Source organism: Thermus sp. LT1-2-5 (genome assembly GCF_040363165.1).
Taxonomy (GTDB): Bacteria; Deinococcota; Deinococci; order Deinococcales; family Thermaceae; genus Thermus.
Genome location: NZ_BSRG01000004.1, coordinates 156,195 through 176,804, shown reverse-complemented (window position 1 = coordinate 176,804; position 20,610 = coordinate 156,195). Strand labels below are relative to the sequence as shown.

The 20,610-nt window shown below is 67.5% G+C and carries 19 protein-coding genes and 1 tRNA gene; 7 read left to right on the top strand and 13 right to left on the bottom strand.

The window, feature by feature from the left end; translation table 11 throughout:
* The first annotated feature begins 31 nt into the window (after positions 1-31).
* From ABXG85_RS05980 to ABXG85_RS05960, 5 genes are all read left to right on the top strand, one after another.
* Positions 32-108: transfer RNA gene (locus tag ABXG85_RS05980), tRNA-Met, on the top strand.
* Positions 109-158: 50 nt separating this feature from the next.
* Positions 159-395 (top strand): 4a-hydroxytetrahydrobiopterin dehydratase, encoded by a 237-nt coding sequence (locus tag ABXG85_RS05975; RefSeq protein WP_353512808.1) that lies wholly within the window; start codon positions 159-161, stop codon positions 393-395.
* A 9-nt stretch (positions 396-404) separates the two neighbouring features.
* Positions 405-782 carry an acyl-CoA thioesterase gene (locus ABXG85_RS05970; RefSeq protein ID WP_039455457.1) on the top strand — a complete coding sequence of 126 codons (378 nt, stop codon included), beginning with the start codon at positions 405-407 and terminating at the stop codon, positions 780-782.
* On the top strand, positions 766-1,077 hold the full coding sequence (locus ABXG85_RS05965; RefSeq protein WP_353512807.1) for a DCC1-like thiol-disulfide oxidoreductase family protein: 312 nt from the start codon (positions 766-768) through the stop codon (positions 1,075-1,077). Before ABXG85_RS05970 ends, ABXG85_RS05965 begins: the two co-directional genes overlap by 17 nt.
* Positions 1,070-1,864, top strand: coding sequence for a DNA-formamidopyrimidine glycosylase (locus ABXG85_RS05960; RefSeq protein WP_353512806.1), 795 nt, complete (start codon positions 1,070-1,072; stop codon positions 1,862-1,864). The genes ABXG85_RS05965 and ABXG85_RS05960 overlap by 8 nt, the downstream gene beginning before the upstream one ends.
* On the opposite strand, the gene ABXG85_RS05955 is transcribed toward ABXG85_RS05960, so the two are convergent.
* From ABXG85_RS05955 to ABXG85_RS05900, 12 genes are all read right to left on the bottom strand, one after another.
* Positions 1,861-2,340: a flavin reductase family protein gene (locus tag ABXG85_RS05955; protein WP_353512805.1), complete on the bottom strand. Its 480-nt coding sequence runs from the start codon at positions 2,338-2,340 to the stop codon at positions 1,861-1,863. The genes ABXG85_RS05960 and ABXG85_RS05955 overlap by 4 nt on opposite strands.
* 9 nt (positions 2,341-2,349) lie before the next feature.
* Positions 2,350-3,135, bottom strand: a complete 786-nt coding sequence (locus ABXG85_RS05950) for an inositol monophosphatase family protein (protein WP_353512804.1) — start codon at positions 3,133-3,135, stop codon at positions 2,350-2,352.
* Entirely contained in the window at positions 3,132-3,743 is a 612-nt protein-coding gene (locus tag ABXG85_RS05945) for a phosphoribosylanthranilate isomerase (RefSeq protein WP_353512852.1), read from the bottom strand. The genes ABXG85_RS05950 and ABXG85_RS05945 overlap by 4 nt, the downstream gene beginning before the upstream one ends.
* A gap of 12 nt (positions 3,744-3,755) precedes the next feature.
* Positions 3,756-10,367: an LAGLIDADG family homing endonuclease gene (locus ABXG85_RS05940; protein ID WP_353512803.1), complete on the bottom strand. Its 6,612-nt coding sequence runs from the start codon at positions 10,365-10,367 to the stop codon at positions 3,756-3,758.
* Between the two features lie 121 nt (positions 10,368-10,488).
* Positions 10,489-11,127, bottom strand: a complete 639-nt coding sequence (locus ABXG85_RS05935) for a S4 domain-containing protein (RefSeq protein ID WP_353512802.1) — start codon at positions 11,125-11,127, stop codon at positions 10,489-10,491.
* Entirely contained in the window at positions 11,124-11,549 is a 426-nt protein-coding gene (gene fabZ, locus ABXG85_RS05930) for a 3-hydroxyacyl-ACP dehydratase FabZ (RefSeq protein WP_353512801.1), read from the bottom strand. The genes ABXG85_RS05935 and fabZ overlap by 4 nt, the downstream gene beginning before the upstream one ends.
* Positions 11,550-11,553: 4 nt before the next feature.
* On the bottom strand, positions 11,554-12,585 hold the full coding sequence (mreB, locus tag ABXG85_RS05925) for a rod shape-determining protein (RefSeq protein WP_353512800.1): 1,032 nt from the start codon (positions 12,583-12,585) through the stop codon (positions 11,554-11,556).
* A 16-nt stretch (positions 12,586-12,601) separates the two neighbouring features.
* Complete coding sequence (rny, locus tag ABXG85_RS05920) at positions 12,602-14,326, bottom strand: ribonuclease Y (protein ID WP_353512799.1); 1,725 nt, start codon at positions 14,324-14,326, stop codon at positions 12,602-12,604.
* A complete protein-coding gene (recA, locus tag ABXG85_RS05915) occupies positions 14,323-15,345 on the bottom strand; it encodes a recombinase RecA (RefSeq protein ID WP_353512798.1) in 1,023 nt (340 codons plus the stop codon). The genes rny and recA overlap by 4 nt, the downstream gene beginning before the upstream one ends.
* Entirely contained in the window at positions 15,296-15,889 is a 594-nt protein-coding gene (gene thpR, locus ABXG85_RS05910) for an RNA 2',3'-cyclic phosphodiesterase (protein WP_353512797.1), read from the bottom strand. The genes recA and thpR overlap by 50 nt, the downstream gene beginning before the upstream one ends.
* Positions 15,886-17,070 carry a CinA family nicotinamide mononucleotide deamidase-related protein gene (locus tag ABXG85_RS05905; protein WP_353512796.1) on the bottom strand — a complete coding sequence of 395 codons (1,185 nt, stop codon included), beginning with the start codon at positions 17,068-17,070 and terminating at the stop codon, positions 15,886-15,888. The genes thpR and ABXG85_RS05905 overlap by 4 nt, the downstream gene beginning before the upstream one ends.
* Positions 17,043-17,828 (bottom strand): YgfZ family protein, encoded by a 786-nt coding sequence (locus tag ABXG85_RS05900; protein WP_353512795.1) that lies wholly within the window; start codon positions 17,826-17,828, stop codon positions 17,043-17,045. Before ABXG85_RS05900 ends, ABXG85_RS05905 begins: the two co-directional genes overlap by 28 nt.
* Before the next feature lie 38 nt (positions 17,829-17,866).
* Between ABXG85_RS05900 and ABXG85_RS05895 the strand changes: the two genes are divergently transcribed.
* Together ABXG85_RS05895 and ABXG85_RS05890 are read left to right on the top strand one after the other, a co-directional pair.
* Positions 17,867-18,916, top strand: coding sequence for an MFS transporter (locus ABXG85_RS05895; protein WP_353512851.1), 1,050 nt, complete (start codon positions 17,867-17,869; stop codon positions 18,914-18,916).
* Positions 18,909-19,535, top strand: a complete 627-nt coding sequence (locus ABXG85_RS05890; protein ID WP_353512794.1) for an HAD family hydrolase — start codon at positions 18,909-18,911, stop codon at positions 19,533-19,535. The genes ABXG85_RS05895 and ABXG85_RS05890 overlap by 8 nt, the downstream gene beginning before the upstream one ends.
* Here the strand turns inward: ABXG85_RS05890 and ABXG85_RS05885 are convergent.
* Positions 19,530-20,606, bottom strand: coding sequence for an enolase C-terminal domain-like protein (locus ABXG85_RS05885; protein WP_353512793.1), 1,077 nt, complete (start codon positions 20,604-20,606; stop codon positions 19,530-19,532). The genes ABXG85_RS05890 and ABXG85_RS05885 overlap by 6 nt on opposite strands.
* Positions 20,607-20,610: the final 4 nt, after the last annotated feature.

The window sequence follows — 20,610 nt, the reverse complement described above, 5'->3', positions numbered from 1 at the left end:
TGCCATCCTTCACTATAGTTAAGGATGGCGACGCGGGGTGGAGCAGCCTGGTAGCTCGTCGGGCTCATAACCCGAAGGTCGCGGGTTCAAATCCCGCCCCCGCAACCAAAAGGCCCCCGGGCACAATGGCCCGGGGGGTTTCGCTTTACCCTTAGGGCATGGACTGGGAGGTGCGGGAAAACCCCAAGCGGCTCGCCAAGGTCTTCCGCTTCAAGGACTTCCGGGAGGCCCTGGCCTTCGCCAACCGGGTGGGAGAGCTGGCCGAGGCCCAGGGGCACCACCCCCGCCTCACCGTGGAGTGGGGCAGGGTGGAGGTGGAGTGGTGGACCCACAGCGCCGGGGGCATCACGGCGAAGGACGAGGAGATGGCCCGCCTCACGGACGCCCTCCTGTAGGCTAAGGGCATGGAGGCGCGGACCCTCGAGCTCGTCTTCCCCGAGCACACCAACCCCTTGGGGGCGGCTTTTGGCGGCTTCGTCCTGGGCCTGATGGACAAGGTGGGCTCCTACGCCGCCGCCCGCTACGCCAAGAAGCCCGTGGTCACCGTGGCGGTGGGGAGCGTGGAGTTCAAGGTTCCCATCCGCACGGGGGACCTCCTGGAGGTGGTGGCCCGGGTGGTGCGGGTGGGGCGTACCTCCTTAACCGTGGAAGTGGAGGTCTACAAGGAGCGCTTCGGCCAGGAAAACGGCCGGACCTTGGCCACCAAGGGCACCCTTACCTACGTGGCGGTGAACGAGAAGGGGGAGCCCGTCCCCGTGGAGGCCCATGCGGGTGCTGATTGACGCCCAGTGCCCTTACTGCCGGGCCTTGGGCGGGGTCCTTAAGGCCCTAGACCTGGGGCGAGGCCTTAGGGTGGAGCCCCTCCAAGCGGCCCGGGACCTGGACCCCGAGGACCTCCTCCGGGAGCTCCACGTCCTGGAGGGGAGAAGGGTCTACCGCGGCTACGGGGCCCTCCTCCACCTGGCCCGCCGCCTGCCCCTTCTCCTCCCCCTCTACCCCTTCCTCCTCCTCCTAAAGCCCTGGGGCTTGGGAGATAGGCTCTACCGCTTCCTGGCGGCGCGGAGGCCCCGTGCCTGAGCTTCCCGAGGTGGAAACCACCCGGAGGCGCCTCCTCCCCCTGGTCTTGGGAAGGCGGGTCCTGGCGGTGCGCCACCGGGACCCGGAGCGCTACCGCAACGTGGAGGAGGCGGTGGAAAAGCGGGTGGAGGGGATCGGCCGCCGGGGGAAGTTCCTCCTCTTCGCCCTCTCCCAGGGCCTGGAGATGGTGGTGCACCTGGGGATGACCGGGGGGTTCCGCCTGGAGCTCACCCCCCATACCCGCCTCACCTGGGAGCTGGAGGGGTTACGCCTCCACTTCCACGACCCCCGGCGCTTTGGCCGCATCCTCGTGGTGCGGCAGGGGGACTACCGGGAAATCCCCCTCCTAAACCGCCTCGGCCCCGAGCCCCTCTCCGAGGCCTTCACCCTCACGGGCTTCCTCCAGGGCCTGGCCCGGAGCCAAAGGCCCCTCAAGGCCCTCCTCCTGGACCAGACCCTGGCGGCGGGGGTGGGGAACATCTACGCCGACGAGGCCCTCTTCCGGGCCCGGCTAAGCCCCCTGCGGCGGGCCTCATCCCTAAGCGCCGCCGAGGGGGAAAGGCTTTACCGGGCGCTAAGGGAGGTGTTGTCCGAGGCGGTGGCCCTAGGGGGAAGCACGCTCTCCGACCAAAGCTACCGGCAGCCGGACGGGCTTCCGGGTAGCTTTCACGAGCGCCACGCCGTCTACGGGCGGTCTGGCCTCCCCTGCCCCGCCTGCGGCGGACCCATCCGGCGGGAGGTGGTGGGGGGCAGGAGCACCCACTTCTGCCCCCGCTGCCAGGCCTAGCCCCCGTAGAACCAACCCGTGTCCCACATCACCAGGGGCTTGGCCTCGTACCGCACCCCCGCCTCCACCACCTCCGCCACCACCAGGCTGTGGTCCCCCCCGGGATAGAGGTGGCGTACTTCGGCCTCGAGCCAATAGGGAAGCTCGGTGAGGAGGGGCAGGCCGAAGGTGGGGGAGGGGACGAAGGGGTGGCCGTTTAGGGTGTCCCCCTCCCTTTGCGTGGGCTTGAAGAAGTCCTGGGCGATGGCCTTTTGGTCTGCGGCCAAGGTCATGAGGGCGAGCCTCCCCGTGCGCTCTATGAGGGCGTGGAGGCGGCTATCCCGCTTCACCCCAAGGGCGATGAGGGGCGGGGTGAAGGAGGCTTGGGTCACCCAGTTCACCGTGCCGGCAGCGTACTCCTCGCCGTCCCTGGCGGTGAGGACGTAAAGCCCGTAGGTGAAGCTTCTCAGGACCTTCTTCTTGGCCTCTAGGTCCATGCCCCCATTCTAGTCTTCCCGGAGCACCCGGAGCAAAGCCTCGTGGATGCGCCCGTTGGTGGCCACGATGTAGCGGTGGCCCAGGCGGTAGGGCCTCCCCTCCAGGTCCGTCACCCGCCCCCCCGCCTCCTCCACCAGAAGCCACCCCGCCGCCACGTCCCAGGGGTTGAGCTTCACCTCCCAGAAGCCCTCCAGACGCCCTGCGGCCACGTAGGCCAGGTCCAAGGCCGCCGCTCCCGGCCGCCGCACCAACAGCCCCCGCCTCAGGGCGCGGGCGAAATAGGTGAGGTTCTCGGGGTCCTTGGCCACATCGTAGGGGAAGCCCGTGGCGAGGAGGCTTCCCAAAAGCTCCCCCCGCTCCGTGACCCGGAGGGGCCGCCCGTCCAGGTAGGCCCCCCCACCCCGGAGGGCGTAGAAGGTTTCTCCCCGGGCGGTGTCCTGCACCACCCCCACCTGGATGACCCCTTCCACCTCCAGGGCCAAGGAAACCCCGTAAAAGGGGAAGCCGTGGGCGTAGTTCACCGTGCCGTCCAAGGGGTCCACGATGAAGCGGAGGGCCTTTCCGCCCTCGCTTCCCCCCTCCTCCCCCAAGAACCCCGCCTCGGGGAAGCGGGAAAGGAGGAGGTCCTTGATGGCCGCCTCCGCCTCCCGGTCCGCCTGGGTCACCAGGTCCGTGGGGCCGGACTTGGTCCCCTGGGTGAAGCCCTTGGCCAGGTAGTAGGCGTGGATGCCCTGGGCCAGGCTCGCCGCCTGCAAGAGGGCCTCTAGATAGGGGTAAAAGGGGTGGCCCTTCACACCCCCATCATAAAGGCCCGCACTTGGGCGAAGAGGGCCTCGAGCCTTTTTGGGCTCTTCACCCCCGGGGCCTCCTCCACCCCGCTTGCCAGGTCGATGGCGTAGGGGCGGAGGGCCAGGGCCTGGGGGGCGTTTTCCGGGGTGATCCCCCCGGCCAGGATCACCCGCTTCCCCGTGGCCAGGAGGGGCTCGGCCCAGGCCCGGGGGTAGGCCTGGCCGCTGCCGGGCCGGGGGCTATCCAGGAGGAGGGCCCAGGCGGGGTAGCCGGCCCAGGCAGGGTCGGCGGGGCCTTCCAGGGAAAAGGCCTTGATCACGGGATAGAAGCGCCCCACCGCCTCCGCCCACTCCGGGGGCTCTTTTCCGTGGAGCTGGGCCACCTGGAGCCGGGCCTCCTCCATGAGGCGAAGCACCTCCTCCGGGGCTTGGTCCCGGAAGACCCCCACCCGCACCACCAAGGGCCCCAGGGCTGCGGCTATCTCCCGCACCCTTGGGGGCGAAACCCCCCGGGGCGAGCCCGGGGCGAGGACGAAACCCAGGGCGTGGGCCCCGAGATCCTCGGCCAGGAGGGCGTCCTCGAGGCGGGTGAGGCCGCAGATCTTCACCCGCACCACGGCCTCACCCTAGCCGCACTTGGAGTAGCCACAGGCCTGGCACTTGTAGCAACCCTCCTCCCGCACCAAAGCCCTCTCCCCGCAAACCGGGCAAGGGAGGGCCCCGGGCAGGGCCAGGCCCCCGCCCGAGAGGCTCGGCAGGGGCTCCGCCGCCTCGGCCGCCCCTTTGAAGGCCTGGGGGATGGTTTCCAGGGCCACGGCGATGAGGTCGGCCTTGCTGGAGACAAGCCGCCCCTGGTAGGTGCCGTAAAGCCCCCCGTTGATGCCCCTAAGGGTGCGGACGATGGCCTCGGGGGGAACCCCGTACTGCAGGGCGATGGACACCACCCGGCCCAGGGCTTCGCTGTCGGCGTTGGCCTCGTCCCCCGCCTTGCCCGAGGTGAGGATGACCTCGATGGGCCTGTCCCCCAGGAGGTTCACCGTGACGAGGAAGCTCCGCTTGGTCCCTTCGGGGGAGAGGAGCTTGACCATATCGGTGAAGCCCATGAGGCGGCCCGGGCGCTCGTAGACGGGACCCCCTGGCTCCCTGGCCGGGGCCACCTGAGGTTCCCCTTCGGGCGCCTTCTCCTCTTTTACCTCTTTTACCTCTTTTACCTCCTTCGCCTCCTTCTTCACCGTGAGCACCTGGAACTCCCGCGAGCCGTCGCGGTAGACCGTGATCCCCTTGCACCCCGTGCGGTAGGCCTCCGTGTAGGCGGCCTCCACATCGGCCACCGTGGCCTCGTGGGGCAGGTTGATAGTGTTGTGGGAGATGATGCCGTTCACCACATAGCGGTGGACGTCCTCCACCTCTATGTCGTACATCTCCACCTCGCCCGCATCCTCCACCGCCACCACCCGGAAGGCCAGAACCTCCGTGGGCCAACCCAAACGATCCGCCGTGCGGTTGTACACGTGGGATACCCCTCTATCCCGCACCGATTTCAGGTTCCGGTAGCCGGGATGATGCACCCCCACCTGGGTAGCGGCCAGAACCTCCTCGGGCACGAAGACCCTATACTGCTTGTCCACCCGGGGAATGCGCTTGTGGCTTTCTATGGGCTCCACCAACTCCTGAAGGGGGCCCGAAACCACCACCGAGTGGACAAAATACGTCTCCTTGGACGCCTTCACCTTCTTGCGGCCTTGGTACACCAAGGGCAACCCGAAGCTGCGGGCCACCTCGGCGGCCTCGTAGGCGAGCCGGCGGCTCTTGCCCTCGTAAAGGATGAGGCCCAGGTCCTGACGGGCGTACCCGTCCAAGGTCAACCCCCGGAGGAAGGCCAGCTTCTCCTCGGGGCTCCCCTGGAGGATCTGGGAGGGCACCCGCTTCCCCTTGGCCCCCTTGCCGATCAAGGCCTCCACGTAGCGGGCCAAGCGCCTAGAAAGCAGGTAAAGGTTTCGCACCCCCGTGCGCTTGTCCAGGGTGACTTTGGGCTCCACGCCGAAGAGCTTATAAGCCACTTCGCGGAAAACCGCCTCCACCTCCGGGCTCTTGGTGGCGATTCCCACAAAGCCCGTGCGCTCTACCGTGGCTCCATCCGCCGCCAACATGCCCAGGAAAAGGGCCAACTCCGGGCTCATCCTTTCGGGCAGGGGAAGGGGCTTGGCGTCGGTGCGGCGAGGAAGGTCCAAGGGGATGGGAGCGCCTCCAGGGCCATGGGAAGGCACCAACTTCCCCAACACGAGATCCCCCGGCTTCAGGTCCCGCATGAGGCGCCAACCTTCTGGGGTGAGGACGCGGTGGCTTTCCCAAGCCCCTACAAGCTCGGAGCCGTTGTCCAGACGCACCCGAACCCCCCGCTTCTTCCCGGCAAAGTAGTGGGCGGTGATGCGGTAGCCTTCCGCCGTGTAGAGGCCCTCCACGGGAACAAACGTGTCCTCGGGATGAGGTGGGGCAATCTCTTCCACAGGGATAAGCCCGCGGGAAGTAGGTATCAAGGTGCCCTTGGCAAGGCATTTGGAGAGGGAGTTGGCGGCGTACCCCTCGGCGTCGAAGGCCCGTTGCACCACCCCTTGCATGCGCACGTGGTCCAGGGGGTGGATGTCGTGGGCGCAACGGAAGACCTTACGGATGGCCTCGGGCACGAAGGGGAGGTTCTGCACCGAGCCGTGCCCGTCCTTCTGGATCTCCTCGATGATCTTGTCCCAGTCCCACTTGCCGTCCTTCTCGTAGCCAGGGGCAGGCGGATAGCCCTCCATGAGCTCCACGAAGAGGGGGTGGAGGAGGGGCTTGTACTCCCCGCCGATCCTGCGCCAGACGAAGGGGCTGAAGACGGGCTCGATGCCGCTAGAAACCCCCATGAGCATGCTGGTGGTGCCCGTGGGGGCCACGGTGAGGACGGCCACGTTGCGCCGGGGCTTCACGCCCAGGGCCTCGAAGTACTCCCGGTGCGCCTCGTAGAGGGGGAAGACCCCCCGTTCCTCGGCCAAGGCTTCCGAGGCCTTTATGGCCTCCTCCCGCATGGCGGAAACGATCTCGTAGACCTTCTCCCGGGCCGCCTCGGAATCGTAGGGGAGGCCCAAGCGGATGAGCATGTCGGCGAGGCCCATGACCCCAAGCCCAAGCCTCCTGAGCTTCTTGGCCGCCTCCTCGTTGTCGGGAAGGGCGAAGCGGTTCACGTCCAGGACGTTATCCAGGAAGCGGATGGCCGTGCGCACGTCCTGGCGGAAGGCTTCCATCTGGAACTCCCCGTCCTTCACGTAGGCGGCGAGGTTCAAAGCGCCCAGGTCGCAGGGCTCGCCCACGGTGAGGGGGATTTCACCGCAGTTGTGGCAGACCAAGCCGTTAGCGATGAGGCTATGGGTCACGGGTTCGGTGAGGTCGTACACGGGGGCTTCCCCCAAGGTTTCGAGGGACTCCACCACCGCCACAAAAGGCTTGCGGTAACTCCCTCGAGGGCGGTCTTGAAGGTAGGCGCGAAGCCTCGCCTGCTTCGCCTCCTGCAAAAAGCCCACCACCTCAGCGAAACGGTCGCGGTTCCTACCCCCCAGGACGAGCTCGTACTGCTCCGCTACCTCGTACGCCTTTACCCCGCCTCGTCCGTTGGGAAGGAGCTTTTCCCCCCGGGGGCGGCGCCGATAAATCCTGCCGAAGATGCCGAGGTTTAGCAGAAGGAGCTGCACATCTTGCAGCAAAGCCGGGCTAGAGGAGGCCAAGCGCACCGTGGCATCTCGTTTGCCCGGGTTTATCTGGACCGAGCCATCGGCGCTAAAGAGCCCCTGGAGGAAGCCCACCACCGCCTCCCGAGGAGCCCGGAAAAGGCTTTCAGGAACCCGCTTCTCCATGGCCTTGGCCACCTTGACCCCAAGGGCCTGGAAGAACTCAGCAGGTATACGCTTAAAGTGCAGGTGGTAGGTGTTGGAGAAGGTTTTCTGGAGGGTTCCTCCGCCCAACCAATCTCGAAGGAGGTCCACAAGCCAACCAAGGGCTTGGAAATCCTCCTGGGAGAAGTAAAAGCCCACCCCGTCTTCCCGCAGGTAGCCATCCCCCACAAGCCACCCCAAGGCCACGCCCAGCTCCCGGCTCCACTGGGTGGGAAGGTTGGCGTACCGGGCCCGCACATCGGCCCTTCCCACCCCGCTCCGGCTTCCAGCAATGGCCACCCGCTCCCGCACCACGGCCAAGGCGGGGGCCGGGAGGACCACCTCCTTGGGGAATAGGCCCTCTCCGCTTTGGACCAGAATCCGATCGCCCGGACGGAGGCTACCCGCTTCCCGGTAGCCCTCGAGGGTAAGGACCAGGTGGTCGGGGGTAAGGGTGAGCTCTAGCCCCTCCCGCGTCCTCAAGCGGACCACTGGCTTCACCCCGGTGAAGAAGGCCTTGGCCGCCCGGCGCACCGTGGTGCCTTCATAAGGCATGGGCCGGCCCATACCCCCAAAGGGAGCCCGGTTATCCGTGACCAGGAAAAAGCCTTCCGGCTTCTCCGCCAGCTCGGCGATGGGCACCAAGCCGTACTCCGTGGGCACCCGGGTGGACCCCACGAAGCAGGGGTTGGTGGAACGGATCTGGTAGCGCTCCCCCAACCCCTTCAGGGCCGAAAGGGCGTTGACCCGGTCCACGAAGATGAGCCCCGGCTCCCCCGTGGCCCAGGCGTGCCAGGCGATCTCGTGCCAGAGCCAGCGGGCGGGCACCTTCCCCTCGTAAAGGGGAATGGGCTTGGCCCCGTCCTCCCGCTCGGGAAGCTCGGGCACCTTCCCGGTGTAGGGGCCCTCCAGGGGGTAGGGGTAGTACTTGCCGGGGACCTCCACAGGGGTGACGGGCCAAAGGGCGTCCTGCTCCAAAGCCCGCATGAAGGCATCGCTCACCAAAACGGAGATGTTGAAGGTGGAGATATCCCCCTCCGCCTTCTCCCGGTCCAGGTCCTTGGCGGTGAGGAAGTCCAATAGGTCGGGGTGCTCGAGGGCGAGGGTGGCCATGCCAGCGCCGCGGCGGGTGTTGTGGCTCACCAGGCCGTTGGCCAGGTAGGTGTGGTTGCCCTCCACCGAAAGGTCCAGGGTAAGGATCTCCCCCCCCGGTTCCACGGCCGCCACCCGCACGTAGTACTCGTTGAAGGCGAAGGGCTCGGCCTCCAAGCCCAAGCTTAGGGCCTTCTCCTGGACCAGGGTGTACCCCGTGGCGGTGAGCTGGCGCTCGCCCCGGAGATACCGGAGAAGGTCCTTGCGCAAGGGGGTGTAGGGAGAAGCATGGCCTTTCCTGCCCTTTCCCGCCACCTCCAGGAGGGGCCTCAAGAGAACTTCGGCGTGGGGTAAGGGCCAGCTAGACTCTCGGCGCGTGTCGGGCCGGCTTCCGTAAAGGGCCTCGAGGCGGGAGCCTTGAGGCACCCCAATCCTTTCCAGGTACCGCTCCAGGCCCTTGGCGGTCACCACCCGGACCCGGTAGTGCTCAGCCTTGGAGAAGCGCCCGGGGCGGGGGTTGTAGCGGAGGAGCTTGGAAGGGATGCCAAGCCCTCCCAGGAGGACCATCACGTCCTGGGCCAGGCGCTTGGAGGCGGTAACCAGCATGGGATAGCCTGCAGTCACGGTGCCATCGGCCTCAAAGAGGCCCCGGAGGAAGGCGGCGAGGACGGGGCGAGGGCTTTGGCGGATGGCCCTCGGGACCTCCAACTCCTGTGCCTTCCCCTTAAGCAGGCCGTTCTTCCGGAGCCAGGTGACCAGGGGACGGCTCCGAACCACCAGGGTAACGCTCCGGTCTCCGGGTTTCCTCTCTTCCCGGAGCTCCAGTCCAAAGAGTTCGCGGAAGAGACGCTTGACCTCCGCCCGCATGGGCTCTTCCTCGTGAACGGAAAACCCAATGCGGTCCCCGCTCACGAAGCCCTCCCCGAAGAAGAACCCAAGGAGGAAAGCCAGGTCTTCGGTGAGCACCTCTGGGGTGCGGATGGGGTTGGCGTTGGGGTGGAAGGCCTCGTCCAAGGGGGCGAGTTGGACCGGGGTGCCCGTGTGCTCATCCAGCACCCAGATGACCCAGTCCCCGGGCTTAAGCTCCTGGAGCTCCATCCACGCCCGCGTTCCGTCCTCCCGGAGGACCTTGAGCTTGTGGTTAGGGGTTCCTTGGACCTCGAGGCCGTTTTCCAACACCACCCGGAGGGTGGGGGCTACGCCGTTGTTGTACCCCTCGGGGCTTGGCCGCCATCCCTCATCGGTGGCCACGCTTAGGGTGTGGCGTTGCCAGCCCCGCCGGAAGGGGTCCACAAGCTCGCGAAGACGCAAGGTGCCCCGGTCCGTGTGCACCAAGGTGTCCGGATGGAGGCACCCCCCCTGCCGCACCACCCGGAGCACGGGGGCGTAGACGTAGCGCAGGGTAGCCACGGGGCCCGCCTCCTCCGCCCCCAAGGCCGCCCACTCCAGGAAGTTGTCAAAGATTTCAAAGAGGAAGCTCACGGGGCCGGAGCTGGTCCCGCCGCTTCCCCGGATGGGAGCGCCTTCGGGCCGAAGGAGGGAGAAGTCCACGTGGGGCACAAGCCCCCGCCGGGCCCGGTCCGCCGCCTCCCTGGCGGCCTCCACGATGCCCCCCATATCGTCGGGCACCCGGATGGCGTCTTGCGGAGGCTCCTGGACCACGGCCACCCCGTAGCGCTCCGCCAACGCTTTAAGCTCGGGGGAAACCTCCCCGTAGACCACCCGGGCGAAGTTCTTGAGGGCGATCTCCTCCTTGGGGCCATCGGGGTTGATGGGGGGGCGCATGAGGCCGCGGATGAAGTCCTCCACGTCGGGATGGCCTGCGGAGAGGTAAGCCACCCCCTGCACCGCCCGGCGCTTCCTCGTGCCCCGGGAGCGGTAGGGGTCCAGGTTCACCCCGTTTCCCCCGCCCACCTTGGTGACCAAGGCGAGCTTTTTGGCCACCTCCATGATGCCCGCAAAGCTTTCGGGAGGGTTTTCCGTGGCCCCCTGCACGAAGCAGTTGAGGAGGTTGCCGTGGGCGGTGCCCGCCCCGGCCAGAATGCGCCCGCCGGGGGAGAAGCGCTTAGAGCTCATGAGCTCAAAGAACTTCTCCTCCCAGTACGCCCTTTCCTCGGGCTTTTCCGGCTTGGCGATCTCCCGGGCCACCCGGCGGAACATGCCCAGAATATCCCCGTCCCCGGGCTGGAGATACTGGCGCTTAGCGATGGCTTGGGCGTGCTCGTCAAAGAAATAGCGCTCCATAATCCCTCCGCAATCCCCCCATATCTTGGGGCTTACGGCCTGAATGCTACTACCCCTTGCGTTTTCATGGCAAGTGGGGGGGCTCACACTCTCTCCTTCCCCCCACCCAAACTAATGACGCCTAACCCTTCTCCACCTCCACCCGCACCTTGACGTTGCCCCGGCGGGTGGCGCCCAGGACCTCCAAGAGGCGGAGGCTTCCCAAGCCCTCGGCCAAGAGGGTATCCCCAGGGCGCACCTCGTCCTTAGGGGAGGCCACCTTGCCCCTAAGGCGCACCTTGCCCGCCTTCACCCCTTGGACGAAGTAGCTGCGGGAAACGCCGAACCCCTTAGCCCCTAAGGCGTCCACCCGCAGGGAGGGGACCACCAGGGTGCGCACGCCCTTGGTGGCCTTGAAGGCGGCCTCGGGGGCGGGATGCAGGGTGTAGCCCGCTTCCAGGAGAGCGTTTTTCCCCTGGGGAAGCAGGGCCACCAAATACCCCTCCTCCCAGGCCTCCACGTCCCCCATGGCCTCCCCCAGGTCCGGGGGCTCCTTCTCCAGGAGGTAGACCTCCACCGGGTCCGGGACGCCCGGCACCTCGGGGGGGTAGAGGACGGCCACCTTCCGCTCCGCCAGGGGGAAGCCGCCGAAGAAGGCCACCTTGAGCCCTTCCGCCTTTGCCTGGGCCTCCAGGAGGGCCTGGTCCTCGAGCTCCAAAAACCCCGTGCGCACCACCCGCCCGCCCCGGGCCCGCTTGAGGTAGGCGGAAAGGTCCATCACCCCTCCCGCACGGCAAAGCTCAGGGTGGCGCTCGCCCGCTCCTCCCCTTCCACCAAGGCCCTTACCGCCACCTTGCCCAGGCCCCGGCGGAAGAGGAGGAGCTCCCCCTCCAGGATGAGGGTGTCCCCCGGCACCACGGGCTTCCTAAAGCGGGCCTCCTCCACCCCCACGAGGAAGACGAGCCCCCCCGGCTTGAAGCCGGGTTGCTTGGCGATGGTGCCCACCGCCGCCTGGGCCATGGCCTCGAGGAGCAAGACCCCTGGCAGGATGGGATAGCCGGGGAAATGCCCTTGGAAGTGGGGTTCGTTGAAGGTCACGTTCTTCAAGGCACGGAAGCGCTTTTCGTCCGCCTCCAATATCCGGTCCACCAGGAGGAAGGGGTAGCGGTGGGGGAGGAGCTTGAGGATCTCCTGGATGTCCAAGGCCTCACCTCCTTAGGACGTCGTCGGAGGAGAGGATGGTGTCCTCGAGGACGTGGAGCATCTCCAAGGCCTTCCCCGTGCCCAGGGCCACGGCCTCAATGGGGTTTTCCGCCACCACCACCGGCACCCCCGTGGCCTCCTGCAGGGCCACGTCCAGGTTCTTTAGAAGCGCCCCGCCCCCGGTGAGGAGGATGCCGCGCTCGTAGATGTCCGAGGCCAGCTCGGGGGGCGTGGTTTCCAACACCCCCTTCACCCCCTGGAAGATCTTCTCCAAGGGCTCCTTGAGGGCCTCGGCCACGTCCTCCGCCGGGATTTCTGCGGTGCGGGGAAGGCCGCTGATGAGGTCCCGCCCCCGGACCTCCGCCACCTCCTTCTCCTCCCCGGGGAGGAGCTTGGCCCGGCCCAGCTGGATCTTGAGCTCCTCGGCGGTGCGCTCGCCGATGAGGAGGTTGTACTTTTGGCGGATGTAGCGGATGATGGCCTGGTCCATCTCGTTCCCGGCGATGCGGAGGCTTTCCGAGCGCACGATCCCCCCCAAGGAAATGACGGCGATGTCGGTGGAACCACCCCCGATGTCCACCACCATGCTCCCCGTGGGCTCGGCCACGTTGATGCCGGCCCCGATGGCCGCCGCCAAGGGTTCCTCGATGAGGTAGACCTTCTGCGCCAAGGCGGAAACCGCCTGGACCACCGCCCGCCTCTCCACGTCCGTGACCCCAGAGGGCACCCCCACCATGACCCGGGGCTTGAAGAAGCGGCTCATGGGGGAAAGCACCTTCTGCAGGAAGAGGAGGAGCATCCTTTCCGTGAGGGCATAGTCGGCGATGACCCCATCCTTCAAGGGGCGCACGGCCACGATGTTGCCGGGGGTGCGCCCGAGCATCCGATAGGCCTCCGCCCCCACCGCCTTCACCTCCCGCTTCCCCTGCACCACGGCGATCACCGAGGGTTCGCGGAGGACGATCCCCTTCCCCCGCACGTAGATGAGGACGCTGGCCGTCCCCAGGTCAATCCCGATGTCCTCGCCCCGAAGCATATCGCCCTATTCTAGCTCACCTGGCGTACTCCACCGCCCGGCTCTCCCGCACCACCGTCACTTGGACTTGCCCCGGATAGTTCATCTCCCGCTCGATGCGGCTTGCGATCTCCCGGGCTAGGAGCACCGCCTTGGCGTCGGTGATCTTGTCCGGCTTGACGATGACCCGCACCTCGCGGCCCGCTTGCACGGCGAAGGCGGTCTCCACCCCAGGGAAGGAAAGGGCGATGCGCTCCAGGGCCTCGAGGCGCTGCAGATACTCCTCCAGGCTTTCCCGCCTGGCCCCGGGCCTGGCGGCGGAGAGGGCGTCGGCGGCGGCCACCAAGACGGCGTAGGTGGTTTCGGCGTTCTCCGGGTCGTGGTGGTGGGCGATGGCGTCAAGGACCTCCTTGGGCTCCCCGAAGCGCCGAGCCAGGGCGATGCCGATCTCCACGTGGCTCCCTTCCACCTCCCGGTCCACGCTCTTCCCGATGTCGTGCAGGAGCCCGGCCCGCTTGGCCATGGCGGCGTCCAGACCGAGCTCCGCCGCCATGATCCCCGCCAGGTGGGCCACCTGTACGGAGTGCTTCAGAACGTTTTGGCCGTAGCTAGAGCGGAAGTGGAGCCGCCCCAGAAGCTGGATGAGGCCAGGCTTAAGCCCCACCACCCCAGCCTCCAAGGCCGCCTCCTCGCCCCTTTCGTAGATGAAGGTCTTCATCTCCTGCTTGGCCTTTTCCACCACCTCCTCGATGCGGCTTGGGTGGATGCGGCCGTCCTTGAGAAGCTCCTCCAAGGCCATGCGGGCGATCTCCCGCCGCACGGGGTTGAAGGAGGAGAGGAGGACCGCCTCCGGGGTGTCGTCGATGATGAGGTCCACCCCCGTGAGGGCCTCAAAGGTGCGGATGTTCCGCCCTTCCCGGCCGATGATCCGGCCCTTCATGGCGTCGGAGGGGATGGGGACCACGGAAACGGCAAGCTGTGCGGCGGTTTCCGAAGCCTGGCGCTGCATGGCCTGGGCCAGGATCTTCTGCGCCTCCCTCCGGGCCTCGAGGCGCACCTTCTCCAAGGCGGCCCTAACCCTTTGGGCCTTTTCCTCCTCCAACTCCTGGTCCAGCTTTTCCAGGATGAGCCTGCGCGCCTCCTCGGGGGAAAGGCCCGCCACCTGGTAAAGCCTTTTTTCTATCTCCTTCTCCCGCTCGGAAAGCTCCGCCTCCTTGGCCTTGAGGGCCGCCTCCTTTTGCGAAAGGGCCTCCTCCAGGGCGTCTAGCTTTAGGGCCCGGGCGTCCAAGGCCTCACCCCGCTTGGAAAGCCTTTCCGCTTCCCGGCGAAGCTCCTCCCTTTCCTCCTTGAGGCGCTCCCGTTCCGCTTTGAGCTCCTCCTGGAGGGAGCGGAGCCGATCCCTTTCCGCCCTCAACTCCTCCCGCTCGGCCTTTAGGCGCTCCTCCACCTCGGCGAAGCGCTTTTTCGTCTCCTGCTCTTGCGCCTCGGTCCGGCGCTTGAGCTCGGCCTCCAGCTCCGCCTTCAAGGCCTTGGCCCGGGCCTCGGCCTCCTCCCGCAGGACCTTGGCCTCGTGCCGGGCCGCCTCGAGGATCTCCTTAGCCTCCTTGCGGGCGGCCTCTAAAGCGGCCTTCGCCTCCTCCTTGGCGGTGTCCAAAACCGCCTTCGCCTCCTCCCCCGTGCGGTCTTCGCCCTTCCGCCTGAAAAAGAGGGCCGCCAAAAGGAGGAGGACTAGGGCCAAAAGCACCAGGTCCAGAAGGCTCATTCCTCCCCCTCTTCGCTGGCAGCCAAGACCACCTGGTCGGCCCGCTCCAGGACCTTGGCCCGGATTTCCTCCAGGAGCTCGGGCCGCTCCTTCAGGAAGTCCGCCGCCTTCTCCTTCCCCTGGCCCAGGCGGTGCTCCCCGTAGGAGAACCAACTCCCCGCCTTCTCGATGACCCCAGCGGCCACGGCCACGTTCACCAGGTCCATGACCGGGTCAAACCCCCTGCCGAAGTAGATTTCCAGCTCCGCCTCGCGGAAGGGGGGGGCCAGCTTGTTCTTCACCACCTTCACCTTGACCTTGATGCCCACCGCCTCGCTCCCCACCTTGATGGGCTGGCCGCTTTTGCGCACGTCCAAGCGCACGCTGGCGTAGAACTTGAGGGCCCGCCCCCCAGGGGTGGTTTCGGGGTTGCCGTACATCACCCCCACCTTCTCCCGCACCTGGTTGATGAAGATGGCGGCGGTGTTGCTCTTGGCCAATACGGCGGTGAGCTTGCGCAAGGCCTGGCTCATGAGCCGGGCCTGGAGGCCCACGTGGGCGTCCCCCATATCCCCCTCGATCTCCGCCTTGGGCACCAAAGCGGCCACGGAGTCCACCACGATGACGTCCACCGCCCCGGAGCGGGCGAGAAGCTCCACGATCTCCAGGGCTTGCTCCCCGGTGTCCGGCTGGGAAACCAAGAGGTCCTCCACCTTCACCCCAAGCCTTGCGGCGTAGAGGGGGTCTAGGGCGTGCTCCGCATCCACGAAGGCGGCCACACCCCCTTGCTTCTGCGCCTGGGCGATGATGGTGAGGGCCAAGGTGGTCTTGCCCCCGGACTCGGGGCCGTAGATCTCCACCACCCGGCCCCGGGGGATGCCCCCGATGCCCAAGGCCAGGTCCAGGCCCAAGGAGCCCGTGGGGATCACGTCCACCTGCTGCTTGGGCATCTCCCCAAGCCGCATTACCGCCCCCTTGCCGAACTCCTTCTCAATGGTCTTCAGGGCGTTCTCCAGCGCTTTCTTCTTGTTCTCGTCCATGCTCACCTCGCAAGGGAAACTTCTCCAAAATGGTGTAGACGGGCCCTTTGGGCTTGAGCTCCGAGCGCACCAGGGCGAACTCGGTCACCGGCCACTCCAGGCCGAAAACCACCGGGGGCACCCTGGGGGCGGGAGCCTTGCGCCGGGCCAGGGTGATGTGGGGCTTGAAGGGCTTGTCCCCGCCCGCCCTAAGGGCCTCTTCCCCCAAGGCCTCCGCTACCCCTTCCCGCAGGGCCTCGGCCAGGAGGGAAAACCCCTCCCCTTCCGCCTTGGCGAACCAGACCCGGGGGGTTCCCTCGTTGGGGAAGTAGCCCGTGCCCCGGATGCGGGCGGGAAAGGGGGGGTGCTGGCGCCCCAAGCGGTGGCCGAGGGCCAGGAGGTCCTCCAGGTCGCCTTCCGGCCTTTCCCCCAGAAAGAGGAGGGTGAGGTGGAGCTGGTGCGGCGCCACCTCCTTCCAGCCCTTGTAACGGGCCACCTTACCTTGGGCCTCCACCAGGGCCCGCCGCACGTCTTCAGGGAGGAAAACCGCGTAGAAAAGCCTCATGTCACCAAAAGGGCCAAAGCGGCGTACACGCTCCGAAGCCGCACCGCCTCCCGGTCCCCGGGAAAGCGGTAGCGCCTAGCCTCGGTTCCCTTGGGGGTGGCCAGGGCCACGTAGACCGTGCCCACGGGTTCGCCCTCGAGGGGCTCGGGCCCCGCCACCCCCGTGGTGGCTAGGGCGTAGGTGGCGCCGAAAAGGGACCGTGCGGCCTCCGCCATCGCCTTGGCCGTTTCGGCGGAAACCGTTTTGGCGAGGAGCTCCTCGGGCACACCGAAGCGGGCCTTGGCCCCTACGGAATAGGATACCACGCCCCCCAGGTAGAAGCGGCTCGCCCCGGGAACCCGGGTGATCTCCGCCCCAAGGAGCCCCCCCGTGAGGCTTTCCATGGTGGCCAGGGTGGCTCCTTCCAGCTCCATGCGCCTTTTCACCGCCTCGGCCAGGGTCAAGTCCCCTTCGCCCCAAATCTCCCGCAGGAGTTTTTTCTTAATCCTTTCCGAAAGTTCCGCCACCCGGTCCTCCCGGCCCCGCACCACCACCTCCACCCCGTGGAGCTTGGGGTAGGTGCCCACCTCCACCTCCTCTTCCCGGAGGAATAGCTCCCCAAGCCGCTCCACGATGTCCGATTCCCCGATGCCCCAGGTCTTGAAGACCCGCTCGGTGTAGGGCCTACGGGGAAGGGCAAGCTCCGGCAAAACCTCCCGCCACATGGGCCGCCACTCGGGTGGAGGGCCGGGGAGGAGGATGAGGTCCTTGCCCTCCTTGCGCACCCACCAGCCGGGGGCGGTGCCCACGGGGTTTTTAAGCCAGGTGGCGGAGGGGATCTTCAGGGCCTGCTTGCGGTTGGCCTCGGGCATGGCCCGCCCCCGGGCGCGGAAGAGGGCCTCGATCTCCGCCAACACCGCCTCGTCCAGGACCAAGGGCTCCCCCAGGGCCAGGGCCACCGCCTCCCGGGTCACGTCGTCCGGGGTGGGGCCGAGCCCCCCCGAGAGCACCAAAAGCCGCGCCCGCTCCCAAGCCGCCCGCACCTCCCGGGCCAAGGGCTCGGGCTCATCCGCCACCCTGAGGGTCCGCTCCACCTTGAGGGCGAAGGGCTTGAGGCTCCTTGCGATCTCCGCCGTGTTGGTGTCCAGGGTTTCCCCGTAAAGGAGTTCCGTGCCTACCCCGATGATCTCTGCCCGCTCCACGCCGCCTCCTCAACCTCCTCAAAGGGAAGGGGGGCAAGGCGGTAGCGCCCCCCGCCCCCTTCCACCTCGGCCCCGAAGGGCACCTCCTGCCGCACCACCCCCAGGCCCAAGGGGCCAAAGGGGGTGGCCTCCAGGCGCTTGAGTTCCCCCACCCGCTTCCCCGCCCAAAGGAGCTCCGCCGGCGCCTCCCCCACCGCCAAGGCCCTTAGGCCCACCAGACGGTAGGGCACCGCCTTGCCCTCGGTGCGGGCCATGATCTCCTGGCCCACGTAGCACCCCTTGCCGTAGTCCACCAGGGAGAGGAGGCCCACGCTCTGGGGCAGCTCCCCCCGGATGTCCTCCAGGAGGGGAAGGCCCTTGAGCAGGGTGTACAGGGGGTAAAGCTCCGCAGGCCAAGCGCCCTCGGCCCCTTCCCCTACCTCCTCCCGCCCGTCGGCATAGATCAGGCGGTAGAGGGGAAGCGTCAAAAGCTCCACCTGGTCGAAGACGATGTAGCGCTTAAGCCGATGCCAAAGGCCCTCGAGGCTACCCCACGGCGCAAGGAGGTAGCCCTCCGGGTGGGGAAAGAGGGTGGCCCCCTCCTCGATCTGCCCCTTGTGGTTGAGGAACAAGGCCCCTGCGGGCCCGGAAAGCCGCCTCAGGTCGCGGGTGCACTGCCCCTGGAGGAAGGAAAAGGCGTCTGGTCCCCGCACCAGGAGGACGCCGGGAAAGGCGAAGAAGCCTTCCCCCGCCAAGGCTTTGGCCAAGAGGGCCTCCATGCCTTCCATTATTGACCAAAGGGTCAGGAAGGGGGAGAATAGCGAACGTGCGCTTTTTCTGGGGCTCCTTCCTCGCCCTTTTCCTGGTGGGGGTCATCGTGGCCCTGCCGGGGGCGGCCTTGCCCCTTTGGCGGGCCCGGTACGGGGTGGGGGAAGAGGTTTCCCTCTTCTTCACCGCCCTCCTTGTGGGCCTCCTCCTGGGGGTGCGCCTGGCGCAAGGGGAAAGGCGCCACCCCCTCTTCCCCTTGGCCCTTGGCCTGGTGGGGCTCGCCCTGTTCGGCGTGGCCTGGGCCCCGGGCTTTGCTTGGGTGGTGGCCCTGGCCTTTTTCCTCGGCCTCGGGGAGGGGACGATGAACGTCCACGGCAACAGCCTGGTGGGGGAGCTCTTCCCCGAAAGGCGGGTGGAACTCCTAAACCGGGTGAACGTGGCCTTCGGCCTGGGGGCGGTCCTCACCCCCTTGGCCCTTACCCTCGTGCCCTACCCCCTCTTCCTGGCCCTGGCGGGACTTCTCGCCCTCTTCGCCGCCCTCCTGGTCTGGAAGGCCCCCACGGTGGCCCGCACCTCCGGGGAGGCCTCGGGAGGGCTTTGGCCCTTTCTCCTGGCCGTGGCCCTGTACACCGGGCTGGAAGGCTCCTTGGCCACCTGGAACCGGGTCTGGCTGGAAGCCCTGGGCCACCCCACCGCCTTGGGGGGCGTCCTCCTTTCCCTTTACTGGCTCTTTTTGGCCCTGGGAAGGCTCGCCTTGGCGAAGCGGGTGGCGCAAAGGCCCCTTTTGGCCCTCAAGGCCCTCCTCCTTGGGGTGATGGGGCTCCTCGCCCTCAACCTCCTCCCCCCCACCGCCCTGCTCTTCCCCCTCACGGGCTTCCTCCTGGGGCCCCTCTTCTCCACCCTCTTCGCCTTGGTGCAGGCCCGCTTCGGGCACAAGGCCCTGGGGGGGCTTATGTATGCGGGGGCTGCGGGGAGCACCCTGATCCCCGCCCTCTTCGCCCTCTTGCCCCAAGGGGGGATTCCCCTGGGGCTTTTGGCCCTGGCGGCGGGGATCTTCCTCCTCCTCCAGGGCCTGGCGCGGAGGGAGGTCCATGCCTAAGGCCCTCCTTTTTGACCTGGACGGTACCCTGGCGGACACCGACCCCCTTCACCTGGTGGCCTGGCGGGAGGTCTTGAGGCCCTTTGGCCTCGAGGTGGACCCCCACTTTTACCGGGAAAGGATTTCAGGAAGGCTCAACCCGGAGATCGTGAAAGACCTCCTGGGCTTAGAAGGGGAAGAGGCGCAAAGGCTCATAGAGGCCAAGGAGGCCCGCTTCCGCCAGCTCGCCCAAAACCTTGCGCCCACCCCCGGGCTTCCCGCGCTTCTCCGCAAGGCCGAGGCTAAGGGCCTCCTTTGGGGCGTGGTCAGCAACGCCCCCCGGGAAAACGCCCGCCACGTGTTAAGGGCCCTGGGGCTACGCCCGCCCCTCCTCGTCCTCGCCGAGGAGGTGGGCCGGGGCAAGCCCGACCCCCTCCCCTACCGGGTGGCCCTGGAGCGCCTGGGGGTGGCCCCGGAAGAGGCCCTGGCCTTCGAGGACTCCCCTTCCGGGGTGAAGAGCGCTGTGGGGGCCGGCATCCCCACCTACGCCCTCCTCACGGGGCACGAGGGGGAAAGCCTCTTGGGAGCGGGGGCCAAAGGGGTGCTCCGGGACTTCCGGGAGGCGCTAGACCTCCTATAGGGCATACCGGGCAAAAGCCGCCTCGTCCAAGCGGCCTTCCACCAGGTCCTCCCAGTAGAGCCACCCTTCCCGGAAGGCGGGGAAGGAGAAGAAGCCGCCCTCCGCCTTCAGGTGGAAGGCGAGTTCCGAGGGCTCCGTCACCCCCTGCTGGAAGGCGAGGAGGGCGGACTGGTAGGCGCCAAAAGCGCTTTGGGCTTGGCTGCCCACCATGGCCCGCTTGCCCTTCTCCCGGGCCAAGGCCAGCATCTCCAGGGTCCAGGTGATGCCGGTGCGGGCGGGCTTGAGGTTGAGGATGTCAAAGGTGTCCAAGAGGAGTTCCCGCCGGAGGTCCCTTGGGGTCATGGCGGAATCGTCGGCGATGAGGGGGAGGATCTTTTTTTCCTTGAGGCGCCTTCTCGCCTCCACCTCCTCTATGGGCAAGGGCTCCTCCACGTAGAGGAGGCCCAAGGCCTTCCAGGCGGTGAGGTAGCGCTCCGCCTCCTGGGGGGAAAGGGCCTCGTTGGCGTCGGCGTAGAGCTCCACCTCCGGGAAGGCCTCCTTGAGGCGGAGGAGGCGCCGGGTGTCGGCCTCGAGGTCCAGCCCCACCTTTACCTTGAAGACCCTCACCCCCCCCTCGTAGGCCAGCCGGGCGTCCTCCAGGACCTCCTCCTCCCCCCCGAGGCCCAGGATGTAGGCCACCCGCACCCGGTGCTTAGCGGGCTTGAGGACCTGGTGGAGCTCCTCCCCTTCGCTCCGGGCCCAGGCCTCCCAGATGGCGGTGTCCAGGGCCCCCTTGAGGCCAAAGTTGTAGGGGAAAGCCTCCAGTACCCCGCGGATGGCCTCCTGGTCGTCCGCCTCGAGGCCTTTAAGCCTGGGGGCGAGGTAGGCGAGCCCCGCCTGCACGCTGCCTAAGGTTTCCCCGTAGATGGTGGGCCTTATGGCCACCTCAGCCCGGCCCAGGGAGCCGTCGGAGAGCTCCACCTCCAAAAGGGCATGCTCCAAGACCGCCATCTCCGAGGACTTACCCCAGCGCAAGGGAGCCTTCAAGGGGATGCGGAAGGGAACGAGGCGGAAGTCCTTTAGGGTCGGCATGAGG

Excerpts from the sequence above, each read along its gene's own strand:
- thpR (WP_353512797.1), bottom strand. The coding sequence starts at position 15,889 with ATGAGGCTTTTCTACGCGGTTTTCCTCCCTGAAGACGTGCGGCGGGCC.
- ABXG85_RS05890 (WP_353512794.1), top strand. The coding sequence starts at position 18,909 with ATGCCTAAGGCCCTCCTTTTTGACCTGGACGGTACCCTGGCGGACACC.
- ABXG85_RS05975 (WP_353512808.1), top strand. The coding sequence starts at position 159 with ATGGACTGGGAGGTGCGGGAAAACCCCAAGCGGCTCGCCAAGGTCTTC.
- ABXG85_RS05885 (WP_353512793.1), bottom strand. The coding sequence starts at position 20,606 with ATGCCGACCCTAAAGGACTTCCGCCTCGTTCCCTTCCGCATCCCCTTG.
- ABXG85_RS05940 (WP_353512803.1), bottom strand. The coding sequence starts at position 10,367 with ATGGAGCGCTATTTCTTTGACGAGCACGCCCAAGCCATCGCTAAGCGC.
- mreB (WP_353512800.1), bottom strand. The coding sequence starts at position 12,585 with ATGCTTCGGGGCGAGGACATCGGGATTGACCTGGGGACGGCCAGCGTC.
- ABXG85_RS05970 (WP_039455457.1), top strand. The coding sequence starts at position 405 with ATGGAGGCGCGGACCCTCGAGCTCGTCTTCCCCGAGCACACCAACCCC.
- recA (WP_353512798.1), bottom strand. The coding sequence starts at position 15,345 with ATGGACGAGAACAAGAAGAAAGCGCTGGAGAACGCCCTGAAGACCATT.
- ABXG85_RS05965 (WP_353512807.1), top strand. The coding sequence starts at position 766 with ATGCGGGTGCTGATTGACGCCCAGTGCCCTTACTGCCGGGCCTTGGGC.
- rny (WP_353512799.1), bottom strand. The coding sequence starts at position 14,326 with ATGAGCCTTCTGGACCTGGTGCTTTTGGCCCTAGTCCTCCTCCTTTTG.
- ABXG85_RS05955 (WP_353512805.1), bottom strand. The coding sequence starts at position 2,340 with ATGGACCTAGAGGCCAAGAAGAAGGTCCTGAGAAGCTTCACCTACGGG.
- ABXG85_RS05900 (WP_353512795.1), bottom strand. The coding sequence starts at position 17,828 with ATGGAGGCCCTCTTGGCCAAAGCCTTGGCGGGGGAAGGCTTCTTCGCC.